The following is a 23,679-nucleotide window of genomic DNA, read 5'->3' on the forward strand; positions in this document are numbered from 1 at the left end:
AGCTGGAGCAACAGCAACAGCAACAGCAACAGCCGAAGCAAAAGCGGGCTTCCTGTGGGTAGGCGGGGTGGGTCCGGTTGCGGGAGACGCCGTAAACCCATCCTTGGGGGCTTGGCCGCGGCATCCATGCCGCGGACACTCCCGCAACCGGACCCACCCCGCCTTCGACAGATTTCCGCGATCTGCAGTAGATCCACGCCATGCGTGGATGAATCTCCATCGGAATCGAATATTTCGAATTGGAATCCAGAAGCATCCACGCATGGCGTGGATCTACCGTGTCGACCAAGGTCGACACCTACCAACAGCCATCGGAATCTGTCAGAGGTGGGGCGGTGTCGGAGTGCGGGGTGTCAGCCGCATGGATGCGGCTGCCAAGCTTACAGGGACGTACTTGCAGCGTCCCCGCACTCCGACACCGCCCCGCCAACCCACGGAATGCCGCTTCTGCTGTTGCTGTTGCTTGAATGTCGTAGTGGGTGCAGGGCTGCAAGCCCTGCTCGACCAACCTCACACCGTGATGGTCTGGGTCAGTGACTCCCAGGTCGGTGGTACTGGCCACGCGGCCGCCTGGTTGCCATCCAGCACCCGCCGCAGATCGCGCGGATCGATCTGTGGAGCCAGAACGTGCACCAGCTCCAGCGCGTAATCACGCAGCACGCGGTCGCGCGGCAGTACCGCCCAGGCAATGCACTCGCTGATCGGGTCCGGCGCCGGCCACGATCTCAGGTCTTCGTCGTTGGAACTGACCGCCATCTCGGCCAGCAGGCCTACGCCCAGACCGGTACGCACGTAGGTCTTGATCAGATCGGCATCGAGCGCGGTCAGTGCCAGGTCGGGCACCAGCCCATTGGCGGCGAAGGCGCGTTGCAGGGACGAGTTGGGGCGGGTCGAGGATTCGTAGCTGATCAATGGCTGGCGGGCCAGCGCGGCCAGGTCCGGTGCGCGGCCCGCACGGTCCAGCGGGTGGCCCTTCGGTACCACCACCAGACGCCGCCAGCGGAACAGAGGCACCGCGATGCCATCGGTGGGCTCACCACCGGCGGTGCTGATGATGGCGATATCCGCGTCACCCTGGTTCAGGCGATCCAGCGCGTCGGCTTCGCCGGCCTGCTGCAGGTGCACGCTCACCTGCGGGTAGGCCTGCTTGATCGCTGCCACCGCCGGCGGCAGCACGAAGCGCGCCTGGGTGTGGGTGGTGGTCAGGATCAGCTGGCCCTGGCTCTCGCGGCGCTGGTTGGCCGCGTAGGTGCGGATGTTGTTGGCCTCGGCCAGCACCGCGCGGGCGCGGGCGATCACCTCGGTGCCGGCCGGGGTGACCGACTCCAGGCTGCGGCCCTTGCGCACGAACAACAGGAAGCCGAGCTCGTCTTCCAGCTGCTTGAGCTGCTTGGACAGGCCAGGCTGAGTGGCATGCACGCGCGAGGCGGCGAGCGTGATGTTCAGCTCGGCGTCGGCGATGGCAACCAGGTAGCGCAGCTGGGTCAGCGTCATGGCAGGCGGGCGATGTGGGGGCGGAGGTCCACTCTAGGGTCAATTGCCGTCACCAGCTTATAACCAAAGGTTGTTTAAGAAAGGTATCTGGTCATTTCCGGGCGTCATATGCCGGCGCTACGGTCAGCCGGCAGCCGCTGGCCTGAACAGCCAGCCCTCCCCCTTCGCCCGCCGAAGCCCGGCGCGGCCCCGTTTCCGGAGCGCTTCCATGGCCCTGTACGACTCCATCCTCGATACCGTCGGCAACACCCCCATCGTCAGGCTGCAGCGCCTGGCGCCCCCACAGGTCAGCGTCTACGCCAAGGTCGAGTCGTTCAACCCGGGCGGCTCGGTCAAGGACCGCCTGGCGCTGGCAATCATCCTCGACGCCGAAGCGCGTGGCGTGCTCAAGCCGGGCGACACCATCGTCGAAGCTACTTCAGGCAACACCGGCGTGGCACTGGCGATGGTCGCCGCCGCGCGCGGCTACAAGTTCGTGGCCACCATGGTCGAAACCTTCTCGGTGGAGCGCCGCAAGCTGATGCGCGCCTATGGCGCCAAGGTGATCCTGACCCCGGCCGCCGAACGCGGCAGCGGCATGGTGCGCAAGGCGGCCGAACTGGCTGAGCAGCACGGCTGGTTCCTGGCCAGCCAGTTCGCCAACCCGGCCAACCCGGCGTACCACCGCAACACCACCGCCGCTGAGATCCTGCGCGACTTCGCCGGCAAGCGGCTGGACTACTTCGTCAGCGGCTGGGGCACCGGCGGCACGCTCACCGGTGTTGGCGAAGTGCTGAAGGTCGCGCGACCGCAGACCCGCATCATCGCCACCGAACCGGCCGGCGCCGCACTGTTGAAGGGTGATGACTGGAAGCCGCACAAGATCCAGGGCTGGACGCCGGATTTCGTGCCGGACGTGCTCAACCGCGATGTGGTGGATGAACTGGTGACGGTGGAAGATGACCGCGCCATCGCCACCGCACGCCGACTGGCTGCGGAAGAAGGCATCTTCGTCGGCATCTCCGCCGGCGCTACCGTGGCCAGCGCGCTGGACGTGGCGGCCCGTGCTGAACCGGGCTCGGTGATCCTGGCGATGCTGCCGGACACCGGTGAACGCTATTTCTCCACGCCGCTGTTCGCCGATGTGAATGAGGGTTCCGACGACGACTGGCTGGCCGGCCTGCCGTAATGCACAGGGTCGGATCCCTTTTCCGTCGGGAAAAGGCTCTGATCCCCTTCTGCTTCAGCCTGCGTGAAGGCGTCGCCCGCCATCGTGCGTGAAGGCCGTCGGATCGCAGCGCGTGAGACGGTCATGACGCAGTATCGATGCCCTGTCCCCTACCGTGGGAACAGCCGGCGCAGATGCTGCGCGGAACACCTCACAGGCAGGAGACGGACGCATGAAGATCGAAGTTTGGCAGGGCGATATCACGACCCTGGCGGTGGATGCGATCGTCAACGCGGCCAATGAAACACTGCTCGGCGGTGGCGGCGTCGACGGCGCGATCCATCGCGCAGCCGGCCCGGCATTGCTGGCCGAGTGCGAGCGGTTGCCGGAACTGCGCGCGGGCGTGCGTTGCCCGACCGGCGAAGTGCGCGCCACTGACGCTTATGCATTGCCGGCGCGGCATGTACTGCACACGGTGGGCCCGGTCTGGCACGACGGCCAGCGCGACGAACCGGCATTGCTGGCCAACTGCTACTGGAAATCGCTGCAGCTGGCCGAATCGCTGGGCGTGAAGTCGATCGCGTTCCCGGCGATCAGCTGCGGCGTGTATGGCTATCCGCTGTACCAGGCCGCGCAGATCGCAGTGACCGAAACACTGGCGTGGCAGCGCAGCCATGCACAGCCGATGCGCATCGTGCTGGTGGCGTTCAATACTGCCACCGCGAAGGCCTACCAGCAGGCGTTGACAGCCGCGGGACAAAGCACGGACAACGAACCGCGCGCGTCGGTGCTGCCGCCTCTGGGCGATGCGGGCTTCGCCGCTGCGCACTGAACCACCGCACTGCAGGTAAAAGAAAAGGCCGGGCATTGCCCGGCCTTTTCCGTTGCAGCCTTGATGTCATCCACGCTGCGCGTGGATCACCTCAACGGCTGGCAGCTTCGACCGCAGCAGCGGCGTCATCGGCCACGGCGGCGGCATCGGCAGCGGCACGCGCGGCCGAGGCGGCAGCACCGTCGGCGCTGGCACCCTCGACCTGCACCCGTACTTCCACCAGGCCCGCACCGTTGTTCAGGCTGGACACGTCCACCGTGTAGTGACCGGCCGGCAGGGTCTCTTCCAGGCGTGCGTTGGTGCCATTGCCACCGTCGTCGTCGGTCAGTTCGACGGCGGCGCCGACCACACGCAGCACGGTATCGACCTGGCTGGAAATCGCATCCAGGCGCACGTCGGCCGGACGATCCAGGGTCAGCAGGAAGCGGCGGCGGCCTTCGTTGTCGAGCATGGTGTACGCGCTGCCCGACTTCGGCAGTGCCGTGCCGTCGCGGTCCACCAGGTTGCCTGGCAGCTCGATGCGGGTGGCCGACAGGGTGAACATGCCATTGACGCCGTCGCCGAGGCCGCGCGCAGTCAGCGTGTACTTGCCCGGCTTCAGCGAAAGGTTCAGGCGCGAGTTGGTGCTGTCGCCACCATCATCGTTCTCGGCATCCACGCCCTGGCCGGACAGCTTCAGCACCGGATCGAAGACATCCGAGACCAGACGGATCTCGTACAGGCCCGCCTTCTCCACCTGCAGGGTGTAGTCCTGCGAGTTGCTGGCCAGCATGTCGACGATCTCGCCACTACCTGCCAGCGGCTTGCCGTCGTACGGCTTCAGCTTCTCGGCGCGCAGGCGGTAAGGACCAAAGGCGCTCGGACCGTTGGCGTTGACCGCCACCTGGTAGGTGCCGCCACCGTTGGCACGGAAGGCCAGCGAGACATCGCCTTCGCGTTCGTAACCGGTATTGCTGGTAGACACCAGGCTGCCGTTGCTGAACACGGCGATCGAGCCGGTCAGTGCGCCGGTGAGCTTCAGGCCGACCAGTTCCCTGTCTTCCAGCTTGATCTGGTAGAGCTGGTGATGGCTGCCGTCGTTGAAGTTGATGCCGCTGCGCGAGGTGATCTCGCCGGACACCGGCTTGTCGAAATCGAGCGACGCGGCCTTGCCTGCCTCTGCGCCGCCGCCACCGATGCGGTTGCACCCGCCGGCGACCAGGACCGTGGCTACGGCCAGTGTGATTGCTGCCAAACGCATGTTGTTTCTCCTTGGCCTTCCATGTGGTTCCCACGCACCGGCCGGGCGCGTGGGGGCGGAAACGATACCCGCAAAAGCAAACGCCGGCGTGATGCCGGCGTTGCCTTGTTCATCCAGCGATGGGACGGATCAACCGTTCCACTTGCCCAGCGCGGCCAGGCCGTTGTCCTTGGCGCGCTCGTACACGGTCTTCTGGGCAGCAGCGTAGTTGCCCTTCATGTCCTTGGCCCACAGCTTCAGCGCGGCCTGCTGCATGGCGCGGCCGTAGGAGAAGCTCAGCGGCCACGGCAGGTTGCCCAGCTGGTTCATCGCGTTCAGGTGCTCGGTGGACTGCTCGTCGCTCTGGCCACCGGACAGGAACACCACGCCCGGCAGGATGGCCGGCACGGTGCTCTTCAGGCACATCACGGTCGACTCTGCCACTTCCTCTGCGTCGGCCTGCTCATCGCAGCCCTTGCCGGAGATGACCATCGAGGCCTTCAGGATGGTGCCTTCCAGCAGCACGTTCTGCTGGTACAGGGCATCGAACAGCGAACGCAGGGTGGCTTCGGTGACTTCGTAGCAGGTCTCGATGTCGTGGTCGCCGTCCATGATCACTTCCGGCTCGACCATCGGCACCAGGCCGCATTCCTGGCACAGGGCGGCATAGCGGGCCAGCGCGTGGGCGTTGGACTCGATGCAGGTGCCCGACGGAATGCTTTCGCCGATGTTGATCACCGCACGCCACTTGGCGAAGCGCGCACCCAGCTTGTAGTACTCCTGCAGGCGCTCGCGCAGGCCGTCCAGGCCCTCGGTCACCAGCTCGCCCGGGCAGCCGGCCAGCGGGTGCGCACCCTTGTCCACCTTGATGCCCGGAATCATGCCGTGGTCGGCCATGTACTTGGCGAACGGCACGCCGTCCTTGGTCGACTGACGGATGGTTTCGTCAAACAGGATGGCGCCGGAAATGTGCTCGTTGAGCTTCGGCGTGGTCAGCAGCAGTTCGCGGTAGGCACGACGGTTCTCCTCGGTATTCTCGATACCGACGCCAGCGAAACGCTTGGCGATGGTAGCGGTGGATTCGTCGATCGCGATGATGCCCTTGCCCGGGGCAACCATGGCCTGGGCGGTTTCAGCCAGCTGTTCGATGCTCATGTACTTCCTGTGGCGGGTGCGGGAAAAACGTAAGTATAGCCCCGCCGCCCGTTGCGCCGACGTGCAGGCCAGTCTGGAAACGATTCCAATGTCCGCGCGGGACAATCATTGACCCATGCGGACTGAGCGTGGGTACCGCGCAAACCCGGATCCCGGGACGAGTGCCCCCTGAGTCAGGGGGCGGCCGCGCAGCGGCGGGGGTCTGGATGCTGGTAAGAAGGGGCCCACGATCTGCACAGCAGATCGTGGGGCGACAGCGCGCATGCGATGGCGCGTACCTTACAGGTCGCCCAGGCCGCTGGCACGGCCGTCTTCGCCCACTTCCAGCAGGCGCAGGGTGTTGGTCGCCCCCAGGGTTTCCATGTGCTCGCCGCTGGTGAACACGACGCGGTCACCGGCCTGCAGCAGTTCGGCTTCCACCAGCAGGCGGATGCTGCCGCGTGCGGCTTCGCGCGGGGTCAGGCCACGGCTGTCGAAGTTGATCGGGTAGACATCGCGCATCAGTGCCATCTGGCGGCGTGCACCGTCGTGGCGGGTGACCGCGAACACCGGCGCCTTGGCGCGGAAGCGCGACAGGTAGCGGGCGGTGCCACCGGATTCGGTCATCGCCACGATCGCGCGCACGCCTACGTGCTGCGACAGGAACATGGTGGCCATGGCGATGGCCTGGTCGGCACGTTCCAGGTTGCGCGGCGAAGCGTTGAAGTCGGTCTCGGTCTGGAACTGGCGCTCGGCGCCCAGGCAGATGCGTGCCATCGCTTCCACGGCCTTGACCGGGTAGGCACCGGCAGCGGTTTCGGCCGACAGCATCACCGCGTCGGTACCGTCGATGACCGAGTTGGCCACGTCCAGCACTTCGGCGCGGGTCGGGATCGGGCTTTCGACCATCGACTGCAGCATCTGCGTGGCAGTGATCACCACCTTGTTCTGTGCCAGCGAGGCCTTGATGATCTTCTTCTGCAGGCCCGGCAGTTCGGCGTCGCCGATTTCCACGCCGAGGTCGCCACGGGCCACCATCACCACGTCGCTGGCCTCGACAATCTCTTCCAGGTTCTCAATCGCCTCGGTGCGCTCGATCTTCGACACCAGCGCGGCATCGCAGCCGTGCGAGCGGGCGATCTCACGCGCGTCGTTCATGTCCTGCGCGTTGCGGCAGAACGACACGGCGATGAAGTCGACACCGATCTTGGCGACGATGCCGATCAGCTCCTTGTCGCGCTCGGTCAGCGCGCCCAGCGACAGGCCACCGCCCTGCTTGTTCAGCCCCTTGCGATCAGACAGCGCGCCGTCGTTGAGCACGGTGTTGATGATGCGCTCGCCCTGCACCTCGACCACCTGCAGCTGCATCAGGCCATCGTCGAGCAGCAGCACATCGCCCGGGCCGACGTCCTGCGGCAGGCCGAGGTAGCTGACGCCCACCTGGGTCGCATCGCCGGGGCCGGCGTTGGTGCTGGCGATCAGGTCGAAGCGGTCACCCGCCTTGAGCTGCACCTTGCCTTCGGCGAAGCGTTCGATGCGGATCTTCGGGCCCGGCAGGTCGGCCAGGATGCCCACTTCCACGCCCACGCGGGCTGCAGCAGCACGCACTTCGGCGGCACGCTTGGCCTGGCCGGAGGGATCGCCGTGGCTGAAGTTCAGGCGCACCACGTTGACGCCGGCGCGGAACAGATCCTCCAGCACGCCCGGCGGATCAGTGGCCGGACCGAGGGTGGCAAGGATCTTGGTGCGACGCTGACGCTCGAACATGGTGAATGGGCCTCTCCCGATAAAGAACGGAAATTAGCACATCCTTCACGCCGCATGTATACGGTTACAGCCTTGTGCTGCCTGACTTCGCGGGTCATGGAACGGACATCGGCCGGACATACGCTGGCGCAGGGCGCGCTGTAGCCGAGCCCACGCTGTGCTGGGAACACGCCGGAGCAGCCGAGCATGGGCTCGGCGCCCCAGGAAGCTAGGCCAGCAGCGTTTCCAACTGTGCCGGCTCACGGGCCAGCTGGCCGGCACCGGCTTCGGTGAGTTCGGCCTCACCGCCGAAGCCCCACAGCACACCGACGCTGCGCAGGCCATGGTGACGCGCGCCTTCGATGTCCATGCGGCGGTCGCCGATCATCCAGCACTGCGCGGGCTGCACCTGCAGCCGGCGCAACGCCTCGCCGACCAGTTCCGGCTTGTGGCTGCGCGAGCCGTCCAGGGTCGAACCGACGATCTCCTCGAACAGCCCGCCGAACGGCAGGTGGGCGAGGATGCGGCGCGCGTGCGGCTCGTTCTTGGCAGTGACCACCGCCAGGCGGTGGCCACGACCATGCAGCGTGCGCAGGGTGTCTTCCACCTGCGGGTACACCGTGTGCTCGCGCCAACCCTCGGCGTCGAAGCGCTCACGGTAGTAGCCCACCGCCTGCTCCACCCGCGCCGGTTCGACGAACAGCGGCGCGAAGGTGGTGCGCAGCGACGGACCGATCCAGCCCAGCAGGGTTTCCTGCGGCGGCACCGGATGGTCCATCTTCTGCAGCGCGTAAGCGATGCAGGCGGTGATGCCCACCTGCGAATCGATCAGCGTGCCGTCGAGGTCGAAGAACAGGACATCCTTGCTGCGGTCGGCACTCATGCGCCGCGCGCGTCGAGTGCGGCCACCGCCGGCAGGGTCTTGCCTTCCAGGAACTCCAGGAACGCGCCGCCGCCGGTGGAGATGTAGCTGACCTGCTGGGCGATATCGAACTTGTCGACCGCGGCCAGAGTGTCGCCGCCACCGGCGATGGAGAATGCCGGCGAGCTGGCGATGGCGCGGGCCAGCGCTTCGGTGCCCTTGCTGAAGGCCTCGAACTCGAACACACCGACCGGACCATTCCAGACCACGGTACCGGCCTTGCCGATCAGCTGCGCGTACTGCGCAGCGGTCTGCGGGCCGATGTCCAGGATCAGATCGTCTTCGGCAACCGCGTCGACCGCCTTCACTTCGGCAACCGCGTCGGGCATGAACTGCTTGGCGGTGACCACGTCGACCGGCAGCGGGATGTCAGCGCCACGCGCCTTGGCATCGGCCACGATCTTCTTCGCGGTGTCCAGCAGATCCGGCTCGTACAGCGACTTGCCGACGTTGTAGCCAGCGGCAGCAATGAAGGTATTGGCGATGCCGCCACCGACGATCAGCTGATCGACCTTGCCGACCAGGTTGGCCAGCAGTTCCAGCTTGGTGCTGACCTTGCTGCCGGCGACGATGGCCAGCAGCGGCTTGGCCGGTGCATCCAGCGCCTGCGCCAGCGCGTCCAGTTCGGCCATCAGCAGCGGGCCACCGGCAGCGACCGGGGCGAAGCGGATGACACCGTGGGTGGAGGCCTGCGCACGGTGCGCGGTACCGAAGGCATCCATCACGAACACATCGCACAGCGCCGCGTACTTCTTCGACAGGGCTTCATCGTCCTTTCCCTCGCCGACGTTCATGCGGCAGTTTTCCAGCAGCACCAGCTGGCCCGGCTGCACGTCGACACCGTCGACCCAGTCACGCACCAGCGGAACCTCACGGCCAAGCAGCTCGGACAGGCGCTGGGCGACCGGCGCCAGCGAATCGGCTTCGCTCCACACACCTTCCTTCGGGCGCCCCAGGTGCGAGGTGACCATCACCGCCGCGCCCTGCTCCAGCGCGCGCTTGAGCGTCGGCAGCGAAGCGGTGATGCGCTGTTCGGAGGTAATGCGGCCATTCTCGATCGGCACGTTCAGATCCTGGCGGATCAGCACGCGCTTGCCGGAGAGGTCGAGGTCGGTCATGCGGACGATGGACATGGGCAACTCTTTGGCTCAGGGACGGGATGCCGGGTACGGCAGACGGCCATTGTATCGGGTGCGGGTGGTGGGAGGGTCGATGCCTGCGGCAGGCAGAGGCGCACAGCAACAGCAACAGCCAGAGTCAAAGCCAAAGCCAAAGCCAAAGCGCTGGCGCCTTGTGATGCTGTGGGTGGGCCGGGGCGGTGTGAGCTGGCAGGGGACGCCGTGAATCCGTCCGTGGAGGCTTGGCAGCCGCATCCATGCGGCTGACACCCCTGCCATCCCACACCGCCCCGGCCTCGACAGGTTCATGAGGCAGAGCGGATGGCAAAAGGCAAGAGCGGTTTCTGATGTCGGACGGAGAAGGAATGTAGAGCCGAGCCGATGCTCGGCTGGAGATTTCGCGGAGAGCAGCCGAGCGTGGGCTCGGCTCTACAAAGAGCATCCAGCCAAGCAGCTTTTGCTCTTCTTTTTTTCTTTCCGTGGGTGGACGCACACGGAAACTGTCAGAGGCCGGGCGGGTGGGCTGGGCAGGGGTATCCGCGCCATGGATGGCGCGGCTAAGCCTCCAGGGACGGATTCACGGCGTCCCCTGCCCAGCCCACCCGCTCGGCCCATCCCTGGGATCGCGCTTTGCAGCCACCCACGAGGGGCTGCGCCGTTCGCGGGAACCTATTCCGAAGACGCAGGCTTCTGCCGCAGCAGGCTGACCGCCAGGCCGCCAACAACCAAGACACCCAGCCCCAGCAACGCCCACAGCAACCACGACTTCCAATCATGCTGCGGCTTCAGCGCCGCCTCGCCGGCCAGCGGCTCCGGGCTGCCTTCCAGTCGTGCCAGCGTCGGCTGCCACGACGGGTCGTTGCGCAAGCGCAGTTCCTCGATCAGCACGCCAATCGGCGCCTCCGTGCGGCGCGCGGTCGAGCTGCCCACCGCCAACGCGTAGGGCGCCGCGCCCTGGCTCAGGAATACCAGTACTTCGGGCTGGTAACCCAGGCGCAGGGTCGGTGCAGTTGCCGTTTCGGCGGGGTTCGCCACCAGTTTCCAGTAGCGATCGCGGTGCACGCCGCCCAGCGGCTGCGCGGCTGATTGCTGCCGTTGGCCCTGCGCGCCCTGCTGCAGCTGATAGGCAATCCACGGTGCACTGCGGCGCTGCCATTCCGCGCTCTCGTCATCGCGGCTGAACAATGTCCACTGCACCAGGCTGTTGTCGGTGCTGGCCACGTCGGCACGCGCCGCCGGGAAGCGACCATCCATCTCGAAGGTGTACTCGCCCTTGCCCTTCGAGGTCGGTTCCAGCGACAACCACTCCCACGGCAATGTGGCCGGTGCCGGCGGCAACTCGGCCAGTACGCTGCGCAACGTTGGCAGACGCGCATCGCCCTGGGCCAGCACGCGCAGATAGCGCGCTTCACCATCCACCTGCAGGCGGCGCTGCAGCAGGCGCTTGCCGGCGCGCTGCAGATCCACCAGCGGGATGTCGCGGCCAACCGCACGCCAGTGCTGCAGGTCGTCGCTGACGTCCAGCTGCACCTGTGCCTGCAACGGCTGGCCACTCTCGGCCCAATCCAGCACCAGCGCCGCCAGCGGCTGCTGGCCCAGCACACTGGCGTCGATCAGCCAACCGCCCTGCCCGTTGGCCACGGCACCGCCACTCACGCGCGCTTCCACGCGACGCACGCGGCCATCGGTATCGCGCTCGGTCAGCAACTGCAGGTCGTTGCGCTGTGCTTCGGCCAGCGGCGGCAACGCGAACCACGGCAGCTCACGCTGCACCGGCGGCTGTGCCAGCGGCTGGTCCGGCGCCAGCAATGCCGACGGCAACGATTGGCCGGCAGCATTGAACACCTGCACATCGCCCAGGTCCGCACTACCGGCGCGACGGTAGATCGCCGGTTCCAGCACGACACGGTAGGCACCCGATTGTGCACTGGACAACGTCAGCGGCCACTGCTCGGCGTACTGGGTACGGTAATCGGCGGCCTGTGCGGTGACGGCTGCCAGCATGCCGAACATCGCCGGCAGCAGCGCCCTGCTCCACGTCTTCATTGTTTTTCCTCCACGGTCGGCGCCGCGCTGGGCGGTGCCGGTGCCAGATAACCCACGACCGTGCACAGCAGGCCGTAGGCGATGAACGATGCGATGCCCAGCAGGTTGCCCAGGTGCTGGCGATCGACAAGCACCAGCTTGGCCAGCACCACGCCCATCAGCACCGCACCCACCATCCACAACACGCGCTGGCCGCGGCGCGAGCCCCAGACCCAGGCGATCACGCCGAGCACGCTCCACAGCACGGTCAGGCTGGTCTGCGCCAGGCTGGAACGCATCATCGACGCACTCCACGACAGGCCGCCCCACTGATGCACGCCGTGCAGCACCAGGCTGGTCAGCGCGACGAAGGTGGCCAATGCCAACAGCGGCAGCCGGATCTTCACCAGTGACTGCGGCGCCTGCGCGCTGTACAGCCAGCGCGCCAGCAACGCCAGGCTCAGCCACTGGCCCAGCTCGGCCGGGTTCAACACCGGTAGCCACAGCAGCGGCGCTGCGTCACCCGGCAGCAACTGGCCGAACAACCAGCCTGCGGACAGCAGACCGAACAGCACGCACTGCAACGGCAGGCGCACGCTGTCGAAGGCAGCCCCCAGCGGCCAACGCAGTGCATCCCAGCGCCACAACGACAGCGCCGCCATCAGCAGCCATGGCAGCGTGAACAACAGCAGCGTCCAGCCCTGTGCCAGCCCGGCCTCGCCGCCGCCCCACAGGCCCAGCAACGAAAGCAGCGACGGCCACAGCAGCCACCACAGGAACTGCGCGATGCGTGCCACGGTGTTGCCGCCCTGGCGCAGGCACAGCAACGTACGCACGCCCAATGCCGCGAACACCGCCCAGGCCAGTGCGCCATAGCCGGCGAACGGCTGCTGGTGCGCATCGCTCTGCATCAGCGCCAGCGGGAAGCCGAGGGCCAGCATCGCCAACGCGGTCACCCCCAGTGCGCGCGCCGGCTGGCGGCGCTGCATTTCAGCCGCCAGCCAGGCCGTGGCCGCGACCAGCACCAGCAACGCGTCGGCCTGCGTGCGGTGCGGGAAGAAGCGGAAGATCTCGTGCACCAGGCCACCCAGCCACCACAACAGGCCCCACAGGTAGTAAACCAGTGCGATCTCGTGGCGCTCCCTGCGCTGATAGCTCCACGCCGAGGCGAACCCGGCCACGGCCAGCAGCAACGCACCGATGGCGGTCGGGTTGAGTAGGAAGCGTGCGTCTTCGAGCCAGTGGTCGGCGCCGGCCACAAAGGCGAACGCAGCACCGATCTGCAGCAACGCACCGGACACCTGCGGCAGCCAGCGTTTCTGGCGCAGGCCCAGCCAGGCCAGGCCCGCACCTTCCAGCGCGAACACCGCGCCGGTGGCACGCGCAGACAATGCCAGTGGCACTGCCAGCGTGGCGAAGCCCACCGCCAGCACCGCATGCGACTGTGCCAGCACGGTGTACGACGCGCGCGCGATCAGTGCCCGCGCCAGTACGGCGTAGATCGCCGCCAGGCCCAGTGCGCACAGCGCCAGCGTCATCGGCTGCTCGTGCAGCATGCCGGCCTGCATCGAGAAGGCAACCAAGGGCGTACCGAACACCAGGCTGCCGTCGACCAGGTCACGCCGTCCGGCGGGCTGCCGGCGCGCGTACAGCAGCGGGATCAACAGGTAGAAGGCGAAGAACAGCAGCAGGAACGGCTCGGTGCTGCTGAACTTGTCCGGCGCGTACTGCAGCACGCCCCAGAACGTGCCGATGCCGAAGGTAAAGGCGAAACCGAGCAGGTTCAGCGCACGCCATGGACGGAACCAGGCGATGGCGAAGATGCCAGCGTTGAGCACCGCGTAGTAGCTGAACAGCCCCACGTGGTTGCCACTGCCGGTGGACAGCCACAGCGGTGCCATGAAGCCGGCGAGGATGCCCAGCACCGCCAGCGTGCGCGAGTTCTGCACCACCGCCAGCACGCACAACCCGGCCACCAGCGCGATCGAACTGGCAAAGGCAAATCCGGGGTTGAGCAGCTCGAACCGCTTGAACGCGGCGAAGATGGTCAGCAGCAGCACGCCGATGGCACCACCCTGCAGCGCCAGTGCGAACAGGCGCCGGCGCTCGCGCTGATGCCAGCCGAACGCCAACAGGCCCAGCGCACCCACGGTGACACCGGCCAGGCGCAGCTCGATCGGCAGCACCAGCCAGCCCTGGTCACTGACGTACTTCAGCAGCGCGGCAACACCGGCCAGCAGCACCAGCATGCCGATCTTGACCGGCACGTTGCCCTCGGTGAACCAGCGCTTGACCGCTCCGAGGCCACGCTCGATGAAGTTGGGCAGTGCCGGTTCGGAAGGCAGCGGCGGCTGTACCGGCGCGTGTGGCACCGGCGGTGGTGCGACCGGGCGCGGCGCCTCCGCTGCCACAGGCACCGCTTCGCGCACCGGCGGCGGCGTTGGCTGGGGGGGAGGCGGTGCGGCAGCCGCCACCGGCCGCAGGAACGGCGGATCGGCGCCGGCCGCAGGCATGGGCGCAGCCCGTTCTGGCGCAGGCTCGGCTGCAACCGGCCGGGCGGCCGGCGCGGCGGACAGGGCACCTTCCAGCGCGGCCACGCGGCGGCGCAGGCCGGCAATCATCACCAGCGCCACCACCAGCAGCAGCGGGATGGCCAACAGGACCAGTACCACCAGGGCTATCAATGCTTCCATTGCATGCTTCCATTGCAATCCCGCGCCCCAGCGGCAGCGGTCGACCGCCCCATGCTACGACAGGGCTGGCCCCATAAACGACGAACCCCGGTCAGGCCGGGGTCCGCGTGCGATCTTGGCCAGCCTTACTTGGCGGCGACGACCTTGGCCATTTCCAGGCACTTGTTCGAGTAGCCCCACTCGTTGTCGTACCAGGTGACCAGCTTGACGAAGGTGCTATCCAGGGCGATACCGGCTTCGGCGTCGAACACCGAGGTGCAGGTCTCGCCGCGGAAATCGGTGGCCACGACCTTGTCTTCGGTGTAGCCGAGGATGCCCTTCAGCGGGCCTTCGCTCTGTGCCTTCACTTCCGCGCAGATCTCGGCGTAGGTGGCTTCCTTTTCCAGCTCGACGGTCAGGTCGACCACCGACACGTCCGAGGTCGGGACACGGAAGCTCATACCGGTCAGCTTCTTGTTCAGTTCCGGGATGACCACGCCGACGGCCTTGGCCGCACCGGTGGACGACGGAATGATGTTCTCCAGGATGCCGCGGCCACCACGCCAGTCCTTGTTGGACGGGCCATCGACGGTCTTCTGGGTGGCGGTCGCCGCATGCACGGTGGTCATCAGGCCACGCTTGATGCCCCACTTGTCATTGATGACCTTGGCCAGCGGGGCCAGGCAGTTGGTGGTGCACGAAGCGTTGGAGACGATCGCCTGGCCGGCGTAGGTCTTGTCGTTCACGCCGTACACGAACATCGGCGTGTCGTCCTTCGACGGGGCCGACATGATGACCTTCCTGGCGCCGGCATCGATGTGCTTCTGCGCGGTTTCCTTGGTCAGGAACAGGCCGGTGGACTCGATCACCACGTCCACGTCCACTTCGTTCCACTTCAGGTTGGCCGGGTCGCGTTCCTGGGTCAGGCGGATCTTCTTGCCGTTGACCAGCAGGTCGTTGCCCTGCACCGCCACGTCAGCCTTGAAGCGGCCGTGCACGGAGTCGTACTTGAGCATGTACGCCAGATAGTCCGGCTCGAGCAGATCGTTGATGGCCACGATTTCGATGTCGTCGCCGAAGTTCAGCACCGCCGAGCGCAGGACGTTACGCCCGATGCGACCGAAACCGTTGATACCAACCTTGATTGCCATGTTCTCAAGCTCCTGCGGCCGCGACGGGTGCGGCGGGATGGATAGGGCCCACAAGTCTAGCAAACCGGGGCTGGCCACCGCGGGCCAGCCCCGGCGGGCAGCAGGCCGGCGGACAGGATTTGATCCGGATCAAAGCGTTAGCGCGATGTGAGGCCGAGACTGGCCGCATCCACCCAGCAACGAGATCACCCCCATGCGCAAGACCTCCCCCCTGATCGTGGCCAGCCTGGCCGCCGCCCTGTCGCTCGCCGCGGCCCCGGCCATGGCCCAGTCCAAGGGCGACTGGACCATTTCCGCCGGCGTGCACCAGGTGGCCCCGAAGTCGAACAATGGCTGGCTGGCAAACCACACCCTGAAGGTCGACGTCGACAACGACGTCAAGCCGACCATCACTGGTGAGTACTTCATCGCCGACAACCTGGGCATCGAAGTGCTGGCCGCGCTTCCGTTCAAGCACGACATCAACATCAATGGCCTGGGCCGCGTGGGCAGCACCAAGCAGCTGCCGCCGGTGGTGACCGTGCAGTACCACTTCAACAGCAAGGGCAAGGTGTCGCCGTTCATCGGTGCGGGCGTGAACTACACGACCTTCTTCAGCGAAGACACCACCGGTGCGCTGAAGGACAGCCGCCTGAAGCTGCAGGATTCGTGGGGCCTGGCCGCGCATGCGGGCGTGGACTTCGCGATCGGCGAGAAGGGCGCGCTGCGCGTGGACATGCGCTGGATCGACATCGACAGCAAGGTGAAGTTGAACGGCGAGAAGATCGGCACGGTCAACATCGATCCGCTGGTCTACGGCGCATCGTACGTTTTCAAGTTCTAAAGCGGTGTGTTGAGCGCGGGGGCTTCGCCCCCGCTCCCCCGCTACACGCAAAACCCTCGCAGCATGTTGCCCCGGTGATTGCCGGGGCTTTTTTGTGCCTGGGACTGAAGCGGTTCCGGAGCTGGGGCAAGGCGGGGAGCGGAGCCGGGACACGCCGTAAACCCCTCCCGCTGTGCTCCCACTTCGGAACAGGAACGCGCCGCTCTTCAATCCACCTACCCCGCTAGAATGTGCACATGAAAGCCCTGCACTCCCTGTTCCTCGCCGCCGCCCTGGCGCCGGCCCTGCTGTCCGCCTCCGCCCCCGCCCATGCCTGGGGCGCGCAAGGCCACCGCCTTGTCGCCGAAGTTGCCGACGCCCGCCTCAACCCCACCGCCCGTGCCGAAGTGGACCGCCTGCTGGCCACCGAACCGGACGCCACGCTGGCCAGCATCGCGCCCTGGGCCGACCAGTTGCGCGCCAAGGACCCGGGCCTGGGCCGTCGCTCGGCCGGCTGGCACTACGTCAACATCGCCGAAGACAACTGCCACTACGAAGCACCGAAGCACTGCAGGAACGGCAACTGCATCGTCGAGGCCCTGAAGGCACAGAGCGCCATCCTCGGCGATCGCAGCCTGACCGACGGCGAGCGCCTGCAGGCGCTGAAGTTCGTCGTGCACCTGGTCGGCGACATCCACCAGCCGATGCACGCCGGTTACGCCCACGACAAGGGCGGCAACGATTTCCAGCTGCAGTTCGGCAACCGCGGTACCAACCTGCACTCGCTGTGGGACAGCGGCATGCTCAACACCCGCAAGCTGGACGACGCGGGCTACCTGCCGCTGCTGCAGAGCCAGCGCGCGCCGAAGCTGGCGCGCCAGTCCAACCCGCAGCGCGACCCGCAGACGTGGGCCGAGGCCAGCTGCCGCATTTCCATGCAAGCTGGCGTTTATCCGGCCACGCGTAAAATCGGTGACGAATACACCGAGCGCTACCGGCCGCTGGCCGAAGCGCAGCTGCGACTGGCCGGTGAGAACCTGGCGCAGTTGCTGAACCGCGTGCTCGGCACGCGCTGAGGAGAGTTCCGATGTCGGTCCAGGTGCAGTCGTTCTTCCACCGTGACAGCAACACCTTCAGCTATCTGGTCAGCGATCCGGCCAGCGGCGAGGCGGCGCTGATCGACCCGGTCCTGGACTACGACCCGGATACCGACGCCAGCAGTGAAGCGCCGCTGCATGCCGCGTTGCAGGCCATCGAACAACAGGGCCTGCAGCTGCGCTGGCTGCTGGAAACCCACGCCCACGCCGACCATGTATCGGCCGGGCGCCGCCTGAAGGAGCGCTTCCCGCAGGCCACGCTGGCCATCGGCGAAGGCATCCGCGCGGTGCAGGCCACGTTCGCGCCGCGCTACGGCCTGCAGCTTCCTGCGGCCGATGAAATCTTCGACCACCTGTTCAGCGATGGCGAAATCTTCGCTCTGGGCGAACAGCGCTGCCAGGTGATCGCCGTGCCCGGCCATACCAGCGACAGCATCGCCTACCTGATCGACGATGCACTGTTCACCGGTGACTCGCTGTTCATGCCCGACGGCGGCACTGCCCGCTGCGATTTCCCGGGTGGCGATGCCGCGCAGTTGTACCGTTCAATCCAGCGCCTGCTGGCCCTGCCCGATGCGACGCGCGTATTCGTCTGCCACGACTACGGTCCGGGTGGTCGTGCATTCGCCAACGAAACCACCATCGGCGAACAGCGAGCGCACAACATCCACGTGCACGACGGCGTGGCCGAGGCAGAGTTCGTCAGCGTGCGCCAGGCCCGCGATGCGACGCTGGAAGAACCCAAGCTGATGCAGCCCGCGGTGAAGGCCAACATCCAGGGCGGCGCCTGATCCACGCCGCTGCGCTCGCCGGGCATGGCCCGGCGTTACCCCGGTCATCGCAAGCGATCATTTTCCCTGCATGCGCACCACGTGCTGTCCCTTCACGATCTCGAAGGTAAAGGCGTATTGCAGGGTGACGGCCACCGGCTCGACGCGCTCGGCGCCGCGACAGTCGCCGCGGTCGGCAGGCACCTTGCCAGCCGCGAAGTGGCAGACCGCTGCGGACGAGTACTTCCACATCGCCACGGCTTCCTGCGCAGCCTGCAGCAGGGGCGCATTCTCGCGTGCAGCCCCTGCGGCGCATTCCTGGCGATCGGTCAATGGCAGGCTGCGCTCGACGATGCCGTTGGCATCAACCACCACCTGCAGGCAGATGGTGGTCGGCGCCAGTTCCGCGCGCGGGTCACGATCGCCCACTTCCGGGTCCGGTGCCGCGTACAACTGCGGCATCCGGTAGCCCTCGCTCGCGCCCAGCGAATAGGTCTGCAGCTGCCCACTGCCGCCACCCGCCTGCGGCTGCAGGCGCTGATGGCCGACATTCTCGCTGCGGGTATCCACGGTGGTCAGGCGGTCCTGGGTCGCGCACCCTGCCAACAGCGCCGCCATCATTAGCAGCGGCGCGGACTTCACTGGGAGTCCTCGGTGTTGTCCATGGCATAGGTGATCGGAATCTTCACAGCCCCTGCAACCGGCTTTCCGTTCTTCATCGCCGGACGATAGGTCCAGCTCCGCGCGGCGGCGATCGACACCGCATCGAACACACCCGGATTCGTAGCACTGAGCACCTGGACGTCAGTCGGATGGCCCTTGGCATCCACTTCCACGCGTAGGTTCACCACGCCCACCTGGCGCTGTTCGATGGCGGACTTCGGATAGGACGGCGGCGGCATCTTGTCGACCTCTATCTCCCGATCCATGGCGGCCTCTGCCTGGCCGTCTGCGGCTGCACCGCCCTGACTGGCCCACGCCACCGCGCCCATTCCCACGCACAATCCGACCACCAGCACCTGCCCCGACACCCACGGCAATGCCTTCCGCTTCGACTGCTTCAACATGGCGATACGCTCCTTCAACACGGGTTGGCTGCGCCAATGGCAGACCGCGGGCGCAACCGGGTGAACCAGCTGCGCCTTCAGCAGCGTGCTGGCGTAGAGGCCGCGCAGCGCAGGCTGCGGGGCGATGGTGCGGGCATCACAGGCCAGCTCCTGGTCGCGCAGGAAGCGGCGTGCAGCCCATGGCAGCAGCGGGTGAAACCAGAACACCGCGCGCGCCAGCAGCAACGCGCCGTTGGCCCAGTGATCGCCATTGCGACGGTGGCTGCGCTCGTGCTGCAGGATCAGGCCCTGTTCCTGCGCGCTGAACTGCTGATCGAACTCCGGGCCAACCACGATGCGCGGCCGCCACAGGCCAACCAGTGCTGGCAGACCTGGGTCGCCGCTGGCCTGCCAGCTGCCATCGGTGCGCGGCGTCAGTGAGCCCATCCGCCGCTCGAAACGACGCTGCGCGCGCAGGTCGCGCAGCAGGCAGAGGGCCGTGCCCAGTACCCACAGTGCCAGCAACAGCCCGGCCCATGGCAACGACGGTCCGTTCAGGGCATCGATGGCACCGGGCATCACTTTCAGCGGCAGCGTGGGTACCTGCTGCAACAACGCAACCTGCGGCAACGGCAACATCAGTGCCACCAGCAGCATCGGCAGCAGCCACCAGCTGCGGTAGGCCAGCCCAGCGCCGCCCATCCGCACCAGCAACGGTCGCAGTGCCGCCAGCAGGACCACGCCCACCGCCAGCCACACGCTGGCCTGCAACAGTCCGTCGAGCAGCTCAGTCATGATCCAGCTCCTGGATCAGCTTCTTCAGTTCGGCGATATCCTGCGCGCTCAACTGGCCGCGCTCGCTGAAGTGCGCGACCAGCGGCGCCACGCGCCCTTCAAAGACACGCCCGATGAAGTCCTGGCTCTGCGCCTCCACCCATGCCTGGCGCTGCAGCAGCGGCCGGTACAGGTAGCGTCGGCCATCGCGCTCGGCGGCGATCGCGCCCTTGGTCAGCAGACGATTGAGCAGGGTCTTGATGGTCGGTTCGGCCCAGTCACGGTGGGCCAGCGCGGCGACCACTTCATCGGCGCTACGCGGTGCCTGCTGCCACAGCACCTCCATCACAACGGCTTCGGCTTCGCTGATCGGGGTCATGGTTTACATCCGTAATCGACGGCCCGATTACGCGCGTAATCGAATCGCCTGTCAAGCCCTCGACTCCAGGTTCATCCCGACTGCGCCAGCATCGATTCCTCCCGCCCTAGGCCCCGGATGAAAGCGCTGCCCAAGAAGGATTTCCCGATCGAGCAGGCCCGCCGCTTCCTCGAACCCGGCCCGATCGTGCTGGTCAGCACGGCCTGGCGCGGCCAGCGCAACCTGATGACGATGGGCTGGCACATGGTGATGGGCTTCTCACCGTCATTGGTCGCCACCTACCTGTGGGACGCGAATCACAGCCATGCGCTGGCCCGTGGCAGCGGCGAGTGCGTGATCAACGTACCCGGCGTGGAGCTGCTCGATACCGTGGTGGACATCGGCAACTGCAGCGGCCGCGAGGTCGACAAGTTCGCCCGTTTCGAGCTCGATGCGCTGCCCGCGCGCGAGGTCGGCGCGCCGCTGGTTGGGCAGTGCCATTCGTGCTTCGAATGCCGTCTTTACGACGACAGCCGGGTGCAATCGAGCAACCTGTTCATCTGGGAAATCGTGCGCGCCCACGTGGCACCACGGCCGAAACTGCCGCGCACGGTGCATTACCGGGGCGATGGGCAGTTCATGGTGTCCGGCGCGGAAGTCTCGCGTCGACGGCGGTTCAAGCCCGACATGCTGTAATGCCAGCACTCCCCCACACGCAGGACCGCCGCGCATGACCGAACACCTCACCGACCTGGACGCCGCTGTCGACTGGTTGTTTGCGCGCGTGGACGGGCCGCTGCGGATCGGGGCACCGCTGGCACTGGGCAAGCCACATCGGTTGCTCAATGCCCTTTACGCACGCGTCGAGCACGACCCTTCGCGACCGCTGCAGCTGTATACCGCGCTGTCGCTGAACCCGCCGAAGGCACGCGGCAACGGGCTGGAAGCACGCTTCATGGCGCCGTTCGCGCAGCGCCATTTCGGCGACGATTTCCCGCGCCTGGCCTATGCCGATGCAATCGCGCGCGACGCGCTGCCGGCGCACGTGCAGGTGGAAGAGTTCTACATGCAGTCCGGCGCCCTGCTCGGTTCGCGCCAGGCGCAATCCAGCTATACCAGCCTGAACTACACCCACGCCGCCGATGCAGTCGCGCAGCGCGCGCCGCAGGTGATCGTGCAGAAGGTGGCGATGCGACCGAACGATCGCCGGCTTTCGCTGTCGTGCAACAACGACATCACCCAGGACACGCTGGATGCGATGACCGCTCGCGGGCTGCCGCGCCCGTTGCTGATCGCCGAGATCGATCCGCAGCTGCCTTACATGGGGGGCTCGGCCACGGTCGATGTGTCGTTCTTCGATCTGGTGATCACCCCGCCGCCGCCGTATCCGGCGCTGTTCGGGCTGCCGCGGCAGCCGGTCGGCGATGCCGACTACGCCATCGGCCTGTATGCCAGCACGCTGGTGCGCGATGGCGGCACGCTGCAGATCGGCATCGGCACGCTGGCCGACGCGCTCAGCCATGCACTGGTGCTGCGCCACACCGACAACGCGCGCTACCGCCGCGTGCTGCATGCACTGGATCCGCAGCTGGCCAGCCACCCGCTGGTGCAGGAGATCGGCGGCGTGGAGCCGTTCGAGGTGGGACTGTATGGCTGCAGCGAGATGCTCAACGAAGGCTTCCGCCGGCTGGTGCAGACCGGGGTGATCAAGCGCAAGGTGCATGACGACCTGGCGCTGATGCAGCGCATCGAGAACGGCAGCACGCTGTCCATCGACCACGCCACCCTGGCTGCCGAAGGTGAGTACCTGCACGGCGCGTTCTACCTGGGTTCGCCGGAGTTCTACGAATGGCTGCGCACGCTGCCGGAAGACGAGTGCCGTGCAATTGGCATGCGCCGCATCAGCGAGATCAACCAGCTGTACGGCGGCAACGAAACGCTGGAACGCCTGCAGCGCCGGCACGCGCGCTTCTTCAACTCCTGCATGATGGCCACCGCGCTGGGCGCGGCAGTCTCGGATGCGCTGGACGACGGACGCGTGGTGTCCGGCGTGGGCGGCCAGTACAACTTCGTGGCGATGGCACATGCCCTGCCGGAAGCGCGCAGCGTGCTGATGTTCCGCGCCGCGCGCGATGACAAGGGCCAGCGCGAATCCAACGTTCGCTGGAACTACGGCCACACCACCATCCCGCGTCACCTGCGCGACATCTACCTCAACGAGTACGGCATCGCCGACCTGCGTGGACTGACCGACGAGGACTGCGTGCATGCGATGACCGCAATCACCGAAGCCCCGTTCCAGAGCGGCCTGCTGCAGCAGGCACAGGCCTCGCGCAAGCTGCTGGCAGCCGCGCAACCAGATCCGGAGCGCCAGCAGCGCAACACGCCACAGGCGCTGGCGGCGGCGCTGGCACCGTTCCGCGCCGACGGCAGCCTGCCGGACTATCCGCTGGGCAGCGACTTCAACGAGATCGAGCAGGTGCTGGTGAAGGCGCTGGGCTGGCTGAAGGCCAACACGCAGACCCGCGGCGACAAGCTGCGTACGGTCTGGGCGGCGCTGCGCCAACCCGCTGGCGACGGCGATGCCGTGTACCTGCAACGCATGGGCCTGCAGGCACCGAAGGATTTCGCCGAACGCCTGGACGCACGCCTGCTGCGGCTGGCACTGGCGCGTACCGCCTGAGAAAAGGGGACGGAGGGGATTAAGTCGCATGTGCACAAACGACTTAATTCCCTCCGTCCCCTTTTTCTCATCCACGCATGGCGTGGATCTACCGCTCTATCCTTACTGCATCCTCAAGATACAGGCGGGCAATCGGTGGATGTGCTCGATGCTCGACCTGCCACAGGTCATATGCCGCCTGCATCGCCAGCCACATGCGGGCATTGCCCAGACCTGCAAGTTCAAGACGGTACGCGAGTTCAGCAGAGATGCCGGCGTGCCCGTTGATGATGGTCGACAGCTGTCCGCGCGAATAGCCAAGATGCTGCGCCAGCGCACTGATCGACATGCTGATCGCCGGTAGGATGTCTTCGCGCAGCGATTCCCCGGGATGCGGCGGATCATGCAACGGCATCGAGCAGACTCCTAATGGTAATCAAGGTAATCGACCAGTTCGACGTCAAGCCCACGAAAGCGGAACACCAATCGCCAACTCGCCGAGACACTTACAGCCCAGTAGCCGCTATAGCTTCCCCGCAGAGGGTGCAGGCGATTTCCGGGCAGCCCCATGTCTCCAGGCAGCCGGGCCTGATCCAGCTGCAGAAGTAGACGTCGCAACCGAGCCACATGATCAGCACGGACTCCCGAAATGTCGCCCCGCTCATAGAGCGCTTTCAGGCCCTTGTGCCTGAAGCTGACGATCATGCGCC

General features: G+C 66.7%; 21 protein-coding genes. 7 read left to right on the forward strand and 14 right to left on the reverse strand.

All coding sequences use genetic code 11. The features are described from left to right. Window positions 1–510: 510 nt before the first annotated feature. On the reverse strand, window positions 511–1,494 hold the full coding sequence (locus tag AC13GF_RS12765) for a LysR family transcriptional regulator (protein ID WP_010481448.1): 984 nt from the start codon (window positions 1,492–1,494) through the stop codon (window positions 511–513). A 208-nt stretch (window positions 1,495–1,702) separates the two neighbouring features. Here AC13GF_RS12765 and cysK point away from each other — a divergent pair, with 208 nt between their 5' ends. Next, entirely contained in the window at window positions 1,703–2,662 is a 960-nt protein-coding gene (cysK, locus tag AC13GF_RS12770) for a cysteine synthase A (protein WP_126930632.1), read from the forward strand. A gap of 211 nt (window positions 2,663–2,873) precedes the next feature. After that, window positions 2,874–3,473, forward strand: coding sequence for an O-acetyl-ADP-ribose deacetylase (locus tag AC13GF_RS12775; RefSeq protein ID WP_126930633.1), 600 nt, complete (start codon window positions 2,874–2,876; stop codon window positions 3,471–3,473). Window positions 3,474–3,564: 91 nt separating this feature from the next. Here AC13GF_RS12775 and AC13GF_RS12780 read toward each other — a convergent pair whose 3' ends face one another. From AC13GF_RS12780 to gap, 8 genes are all read right to left on the reverse strand, one after another. Next, complete coding sequence (locus tag AC13GF_RS12780; RefSeq protein ID WP_483004845.1) at window positions 3,565–4,713, reverse strand: ABC transporter substrate-binding protein; 1,149 nt, start codon at window positions 4,711–4,713, stop codon at window positions 3,565–3,567. Between the two features lie 129 nt (window positions 4,714–4,842). Next, window positions 4,843–5,847, reverse strand: a complete 1,005-nt coding sequence (locus AC13GF_RS12785) for a class I fructose-bisphosphate aldolase (protein WP_126930588.1) — start codon at window positions 5,845–5,847, stop codon at window positions 4,843–4,845. Between the two features lie 279 nt (window positions 5,848–6,126). Beyond that, a complete protein-coding gene (pyk, locus tag AC13GF_RS12790) occupies window positions 6,127–7,593 on the reverse strand; it encodes a pyruvate kinase (protein ID WP_126930587.1) in 1,467 nt (488 codons plus the stop codon). Between the two features lie 208 nt (window positions 7,594–7,801). Further along, a complete protein-coding gene (locus tag AC13GF_RS12795) occupies window positions 7,802–8,455 on the reverse strand; it encodes an HAD hydrolase-like protein (protein ID WP_126930586.1) in 654 nt (217 codons plus the stop codon). Beyond that, window positions 8,452–9,627: a phosphoglycerate kinase gene (locus tag AC13GF_RS12800; RefSeq protein WP_032127869.1), complete on the reverse strand. Its 1,176-nt coding sequence runs from the start codon at window positions 9,625–9,627 to the stop codon at window positions 8,452–8,454. The genes AC13GF_RS12795 and AC13GF_RS12800 overlap by 4 nt, the downstream gene beginning before the upstream one ends. Window positions 9,628–10,281: 654 nt before the next feature. Then, window positions 10,282–11,658 (reverse strand): DUF3999 domain-containing protein, encoded by a 1,377-nt coding sequence (locus AC13GF_RS12805; protein ID WP_483004846.1) that lies wholly within the window; start codon window positions 11,656–11,658, stop codon window positions 10,282–10,284. Then, entirely contained in the window at window positions 11,655–14,330 is a 2,676-nt protein-coding gene (locus AC13GF_RS12810; RefSeq protein WP_483004847.1) for a DUF2339 domain-containing protein, read from the reverse strand. The genes AC13GF_RS12805 and AC13GF_RS12810 overlap by 4 nt, the downstream gene beginning before the upstream one ends. A 125-nt stretch (window positions 14,331–14,455) precedes the next feature. Then, a complete protein-coding gene (gene gap, locus AC13GF_RS12815) occupies window positions 14,456–15,460 on the reverse strand; it encodes a type I glyceraldehyde-3-phosphate dehydrogenase (protein WP_483004848.1) in 1,005 nt (334 codons plus the stop codon). A gap of 193 nt (window positions 15,461–15,653) precedes the next feature. Here gap and AC13GF_RS12820 point away from each other — a divergent pair, with 193 nt between their 5' ends. The 3 genes from AC13GF_RS12820 (at window position 15,654) to AC13GF_RS12830 (ending at window position 18,150) form a co-directional block, all read left to right on the forward strand. Beyond that, entirely contained in the window at window positions 15,654–16,283 is a 630-nt protein-coding gene (locus tag AC13GF_RS12820) for an OmpW/AlkL family protein (RefSeq protein ID WP_049437095.1), read from the forward strand. A 236-nt stretch (window positions 16,284–16,519) separates the two neighbouring features. Continuing rightward, complete coding sequence (locus AC13GF_RS12825; RefSeq protein ID WP_126928548.1) at window positions 16,520–17,338, forward strand: S1/P1 nuclease; 819 nt, start codon at window positions 16,520–16,522, stop codon at window positions 17,336–17,338. 11 nt (window positions 17,339–17,349) lie between these two features. Beyond that, window positions 17,350–18,150 (forward strand): MBL fold metallo-hydrolase, encoded by an 801-nt coding sequence (locus tag AC13GF_RS12830; RefSeq protein WP_483004849.1) that lies wholly within the window; start codon window positions 17,350–17,352, stop codon window positions 18,148–18,150. 57 nt (window positions 18,151–18,207) lie between these two features. Here AC13GF_RS12830 and AC13GF_RS12835 read toward each other — a convergent pair whose 3' ends face one another. The 3 genes from AC13GF_RS12835 to AC13GF_RS12845 are packed head-to-tail and all read right to left on the reverse strand — an operon-like array spanning window position 18,208 to window position 20,328. Next, on the reverse strand, window positions 18,208–18,771 hold the full coding sequence (locus AC13GF_RS12835; RefSeq protein WP_483004850.1) for a hypothetical protein: 564 nt from the start codon (window positions 18,769–18,771) through the stop codon (window positions 18,208–18,210). Further along, complete coding sequence (locus tag AC13GF_RS12840) at window positions 18,768–19,970, reverse strand: M56 family metallopeptidase (RefSeq protein ID WP_483004851.1); 1,203 nt, start codon at window positions 19,968–19,970, stop codon at window positions 18,768–18,770. Before AC13GF_RS12840 ends, AC13GF_RS12835 begins: the two co-directional genes overlap by 4 nt. Continuing rightward, window positions 19,963–20,328, reverse strand: coding sequence for a BlaI/MecI/CopY family transcriptional regulator (locus AC13GF_RS12845; RefSeq protein WP_012481135.1), 366 nt, complete (start codon window positions 20,326–20,328; stop codon window positions 19,963–19,965). The genes AC13GF_RS12840 and AC13GF_RS12845 overlap by 8 nt, the downstream gene beginning before the upstream one ends. A 117-nt stretch (window positions 20,329–20,445) precedes the next feature. Between AC13GF_RS12845 and AC13GF_RS12850 the strand changes: the two genes are divergently transcribed. Both AC13GF_RS12850 and AC13GF_RS12855 read left to right on the forward strand, forming a co-directional pair. Next, a complete protein-coding gene (locus tag AC13GF_RS12850) occupies window positions 20,446–21,003 on the forward strand; it encodes a flavin reductase family protein (RefSeq protein WP_483004852.1) in 558 nt (185 codons plus the stop codon). A 34-nt stretch (window positions 21,004–21,037) separates the two neighbouring features. Then, a complete protein-coding gene (locus AC13GF_RS12855) occupies window positions 21,038–22,990 on the forward strand; it encodes an acetyl-CoA hydrolase/transferase C-terminal domain-containing protein (protein ID WP_483004853.1) in 1,953 nt (650 codons plus the stop codon). 88 nt (window positions 22,991–23,078) lie between these two features. On the opposite strand, the gene AC13GF_RS12860 is transcribed toward AC13GF_RS12855, so the two are convergent. Both AC13GF_RS12860 and AC13GF_RS12865 read right to left on the reverse strand, forming a co-directional pair. Next, window positions 23,079–23,384, reverse strand: a complete 306-nt coding sequence (locus AC13GF_RS12860) for a HigA family addiction module antitoxin (RefSeq protein ID WP_134731848.1) — start codon at window positions 23,382–23,384, stop codon at window positions 23,079–23,081. An 11-nt stretch (window positions 23,385–23,395) separates the two neighbouring features. Further along, window positions 23,396–23,674 (reverse strand): type II toxin-antitoxin system RelE/ParE family toxin, encoded by a 279-nt coding sequence (locus AC13GF_RS12865; RefSeq protein WP_032962148.1) that lies wholly within the window; start codon window positions 23,672–23,674, stop codon window positions 23,396–23,398. Between the last annotated feature and the right edge of the window lie 5 nt (window positions 23,675–23,679).

The sequence above is a fragment of the Stenotrophomonas sp. 22LJNL06-5-1 genome, from assembly GCF_056861455.1.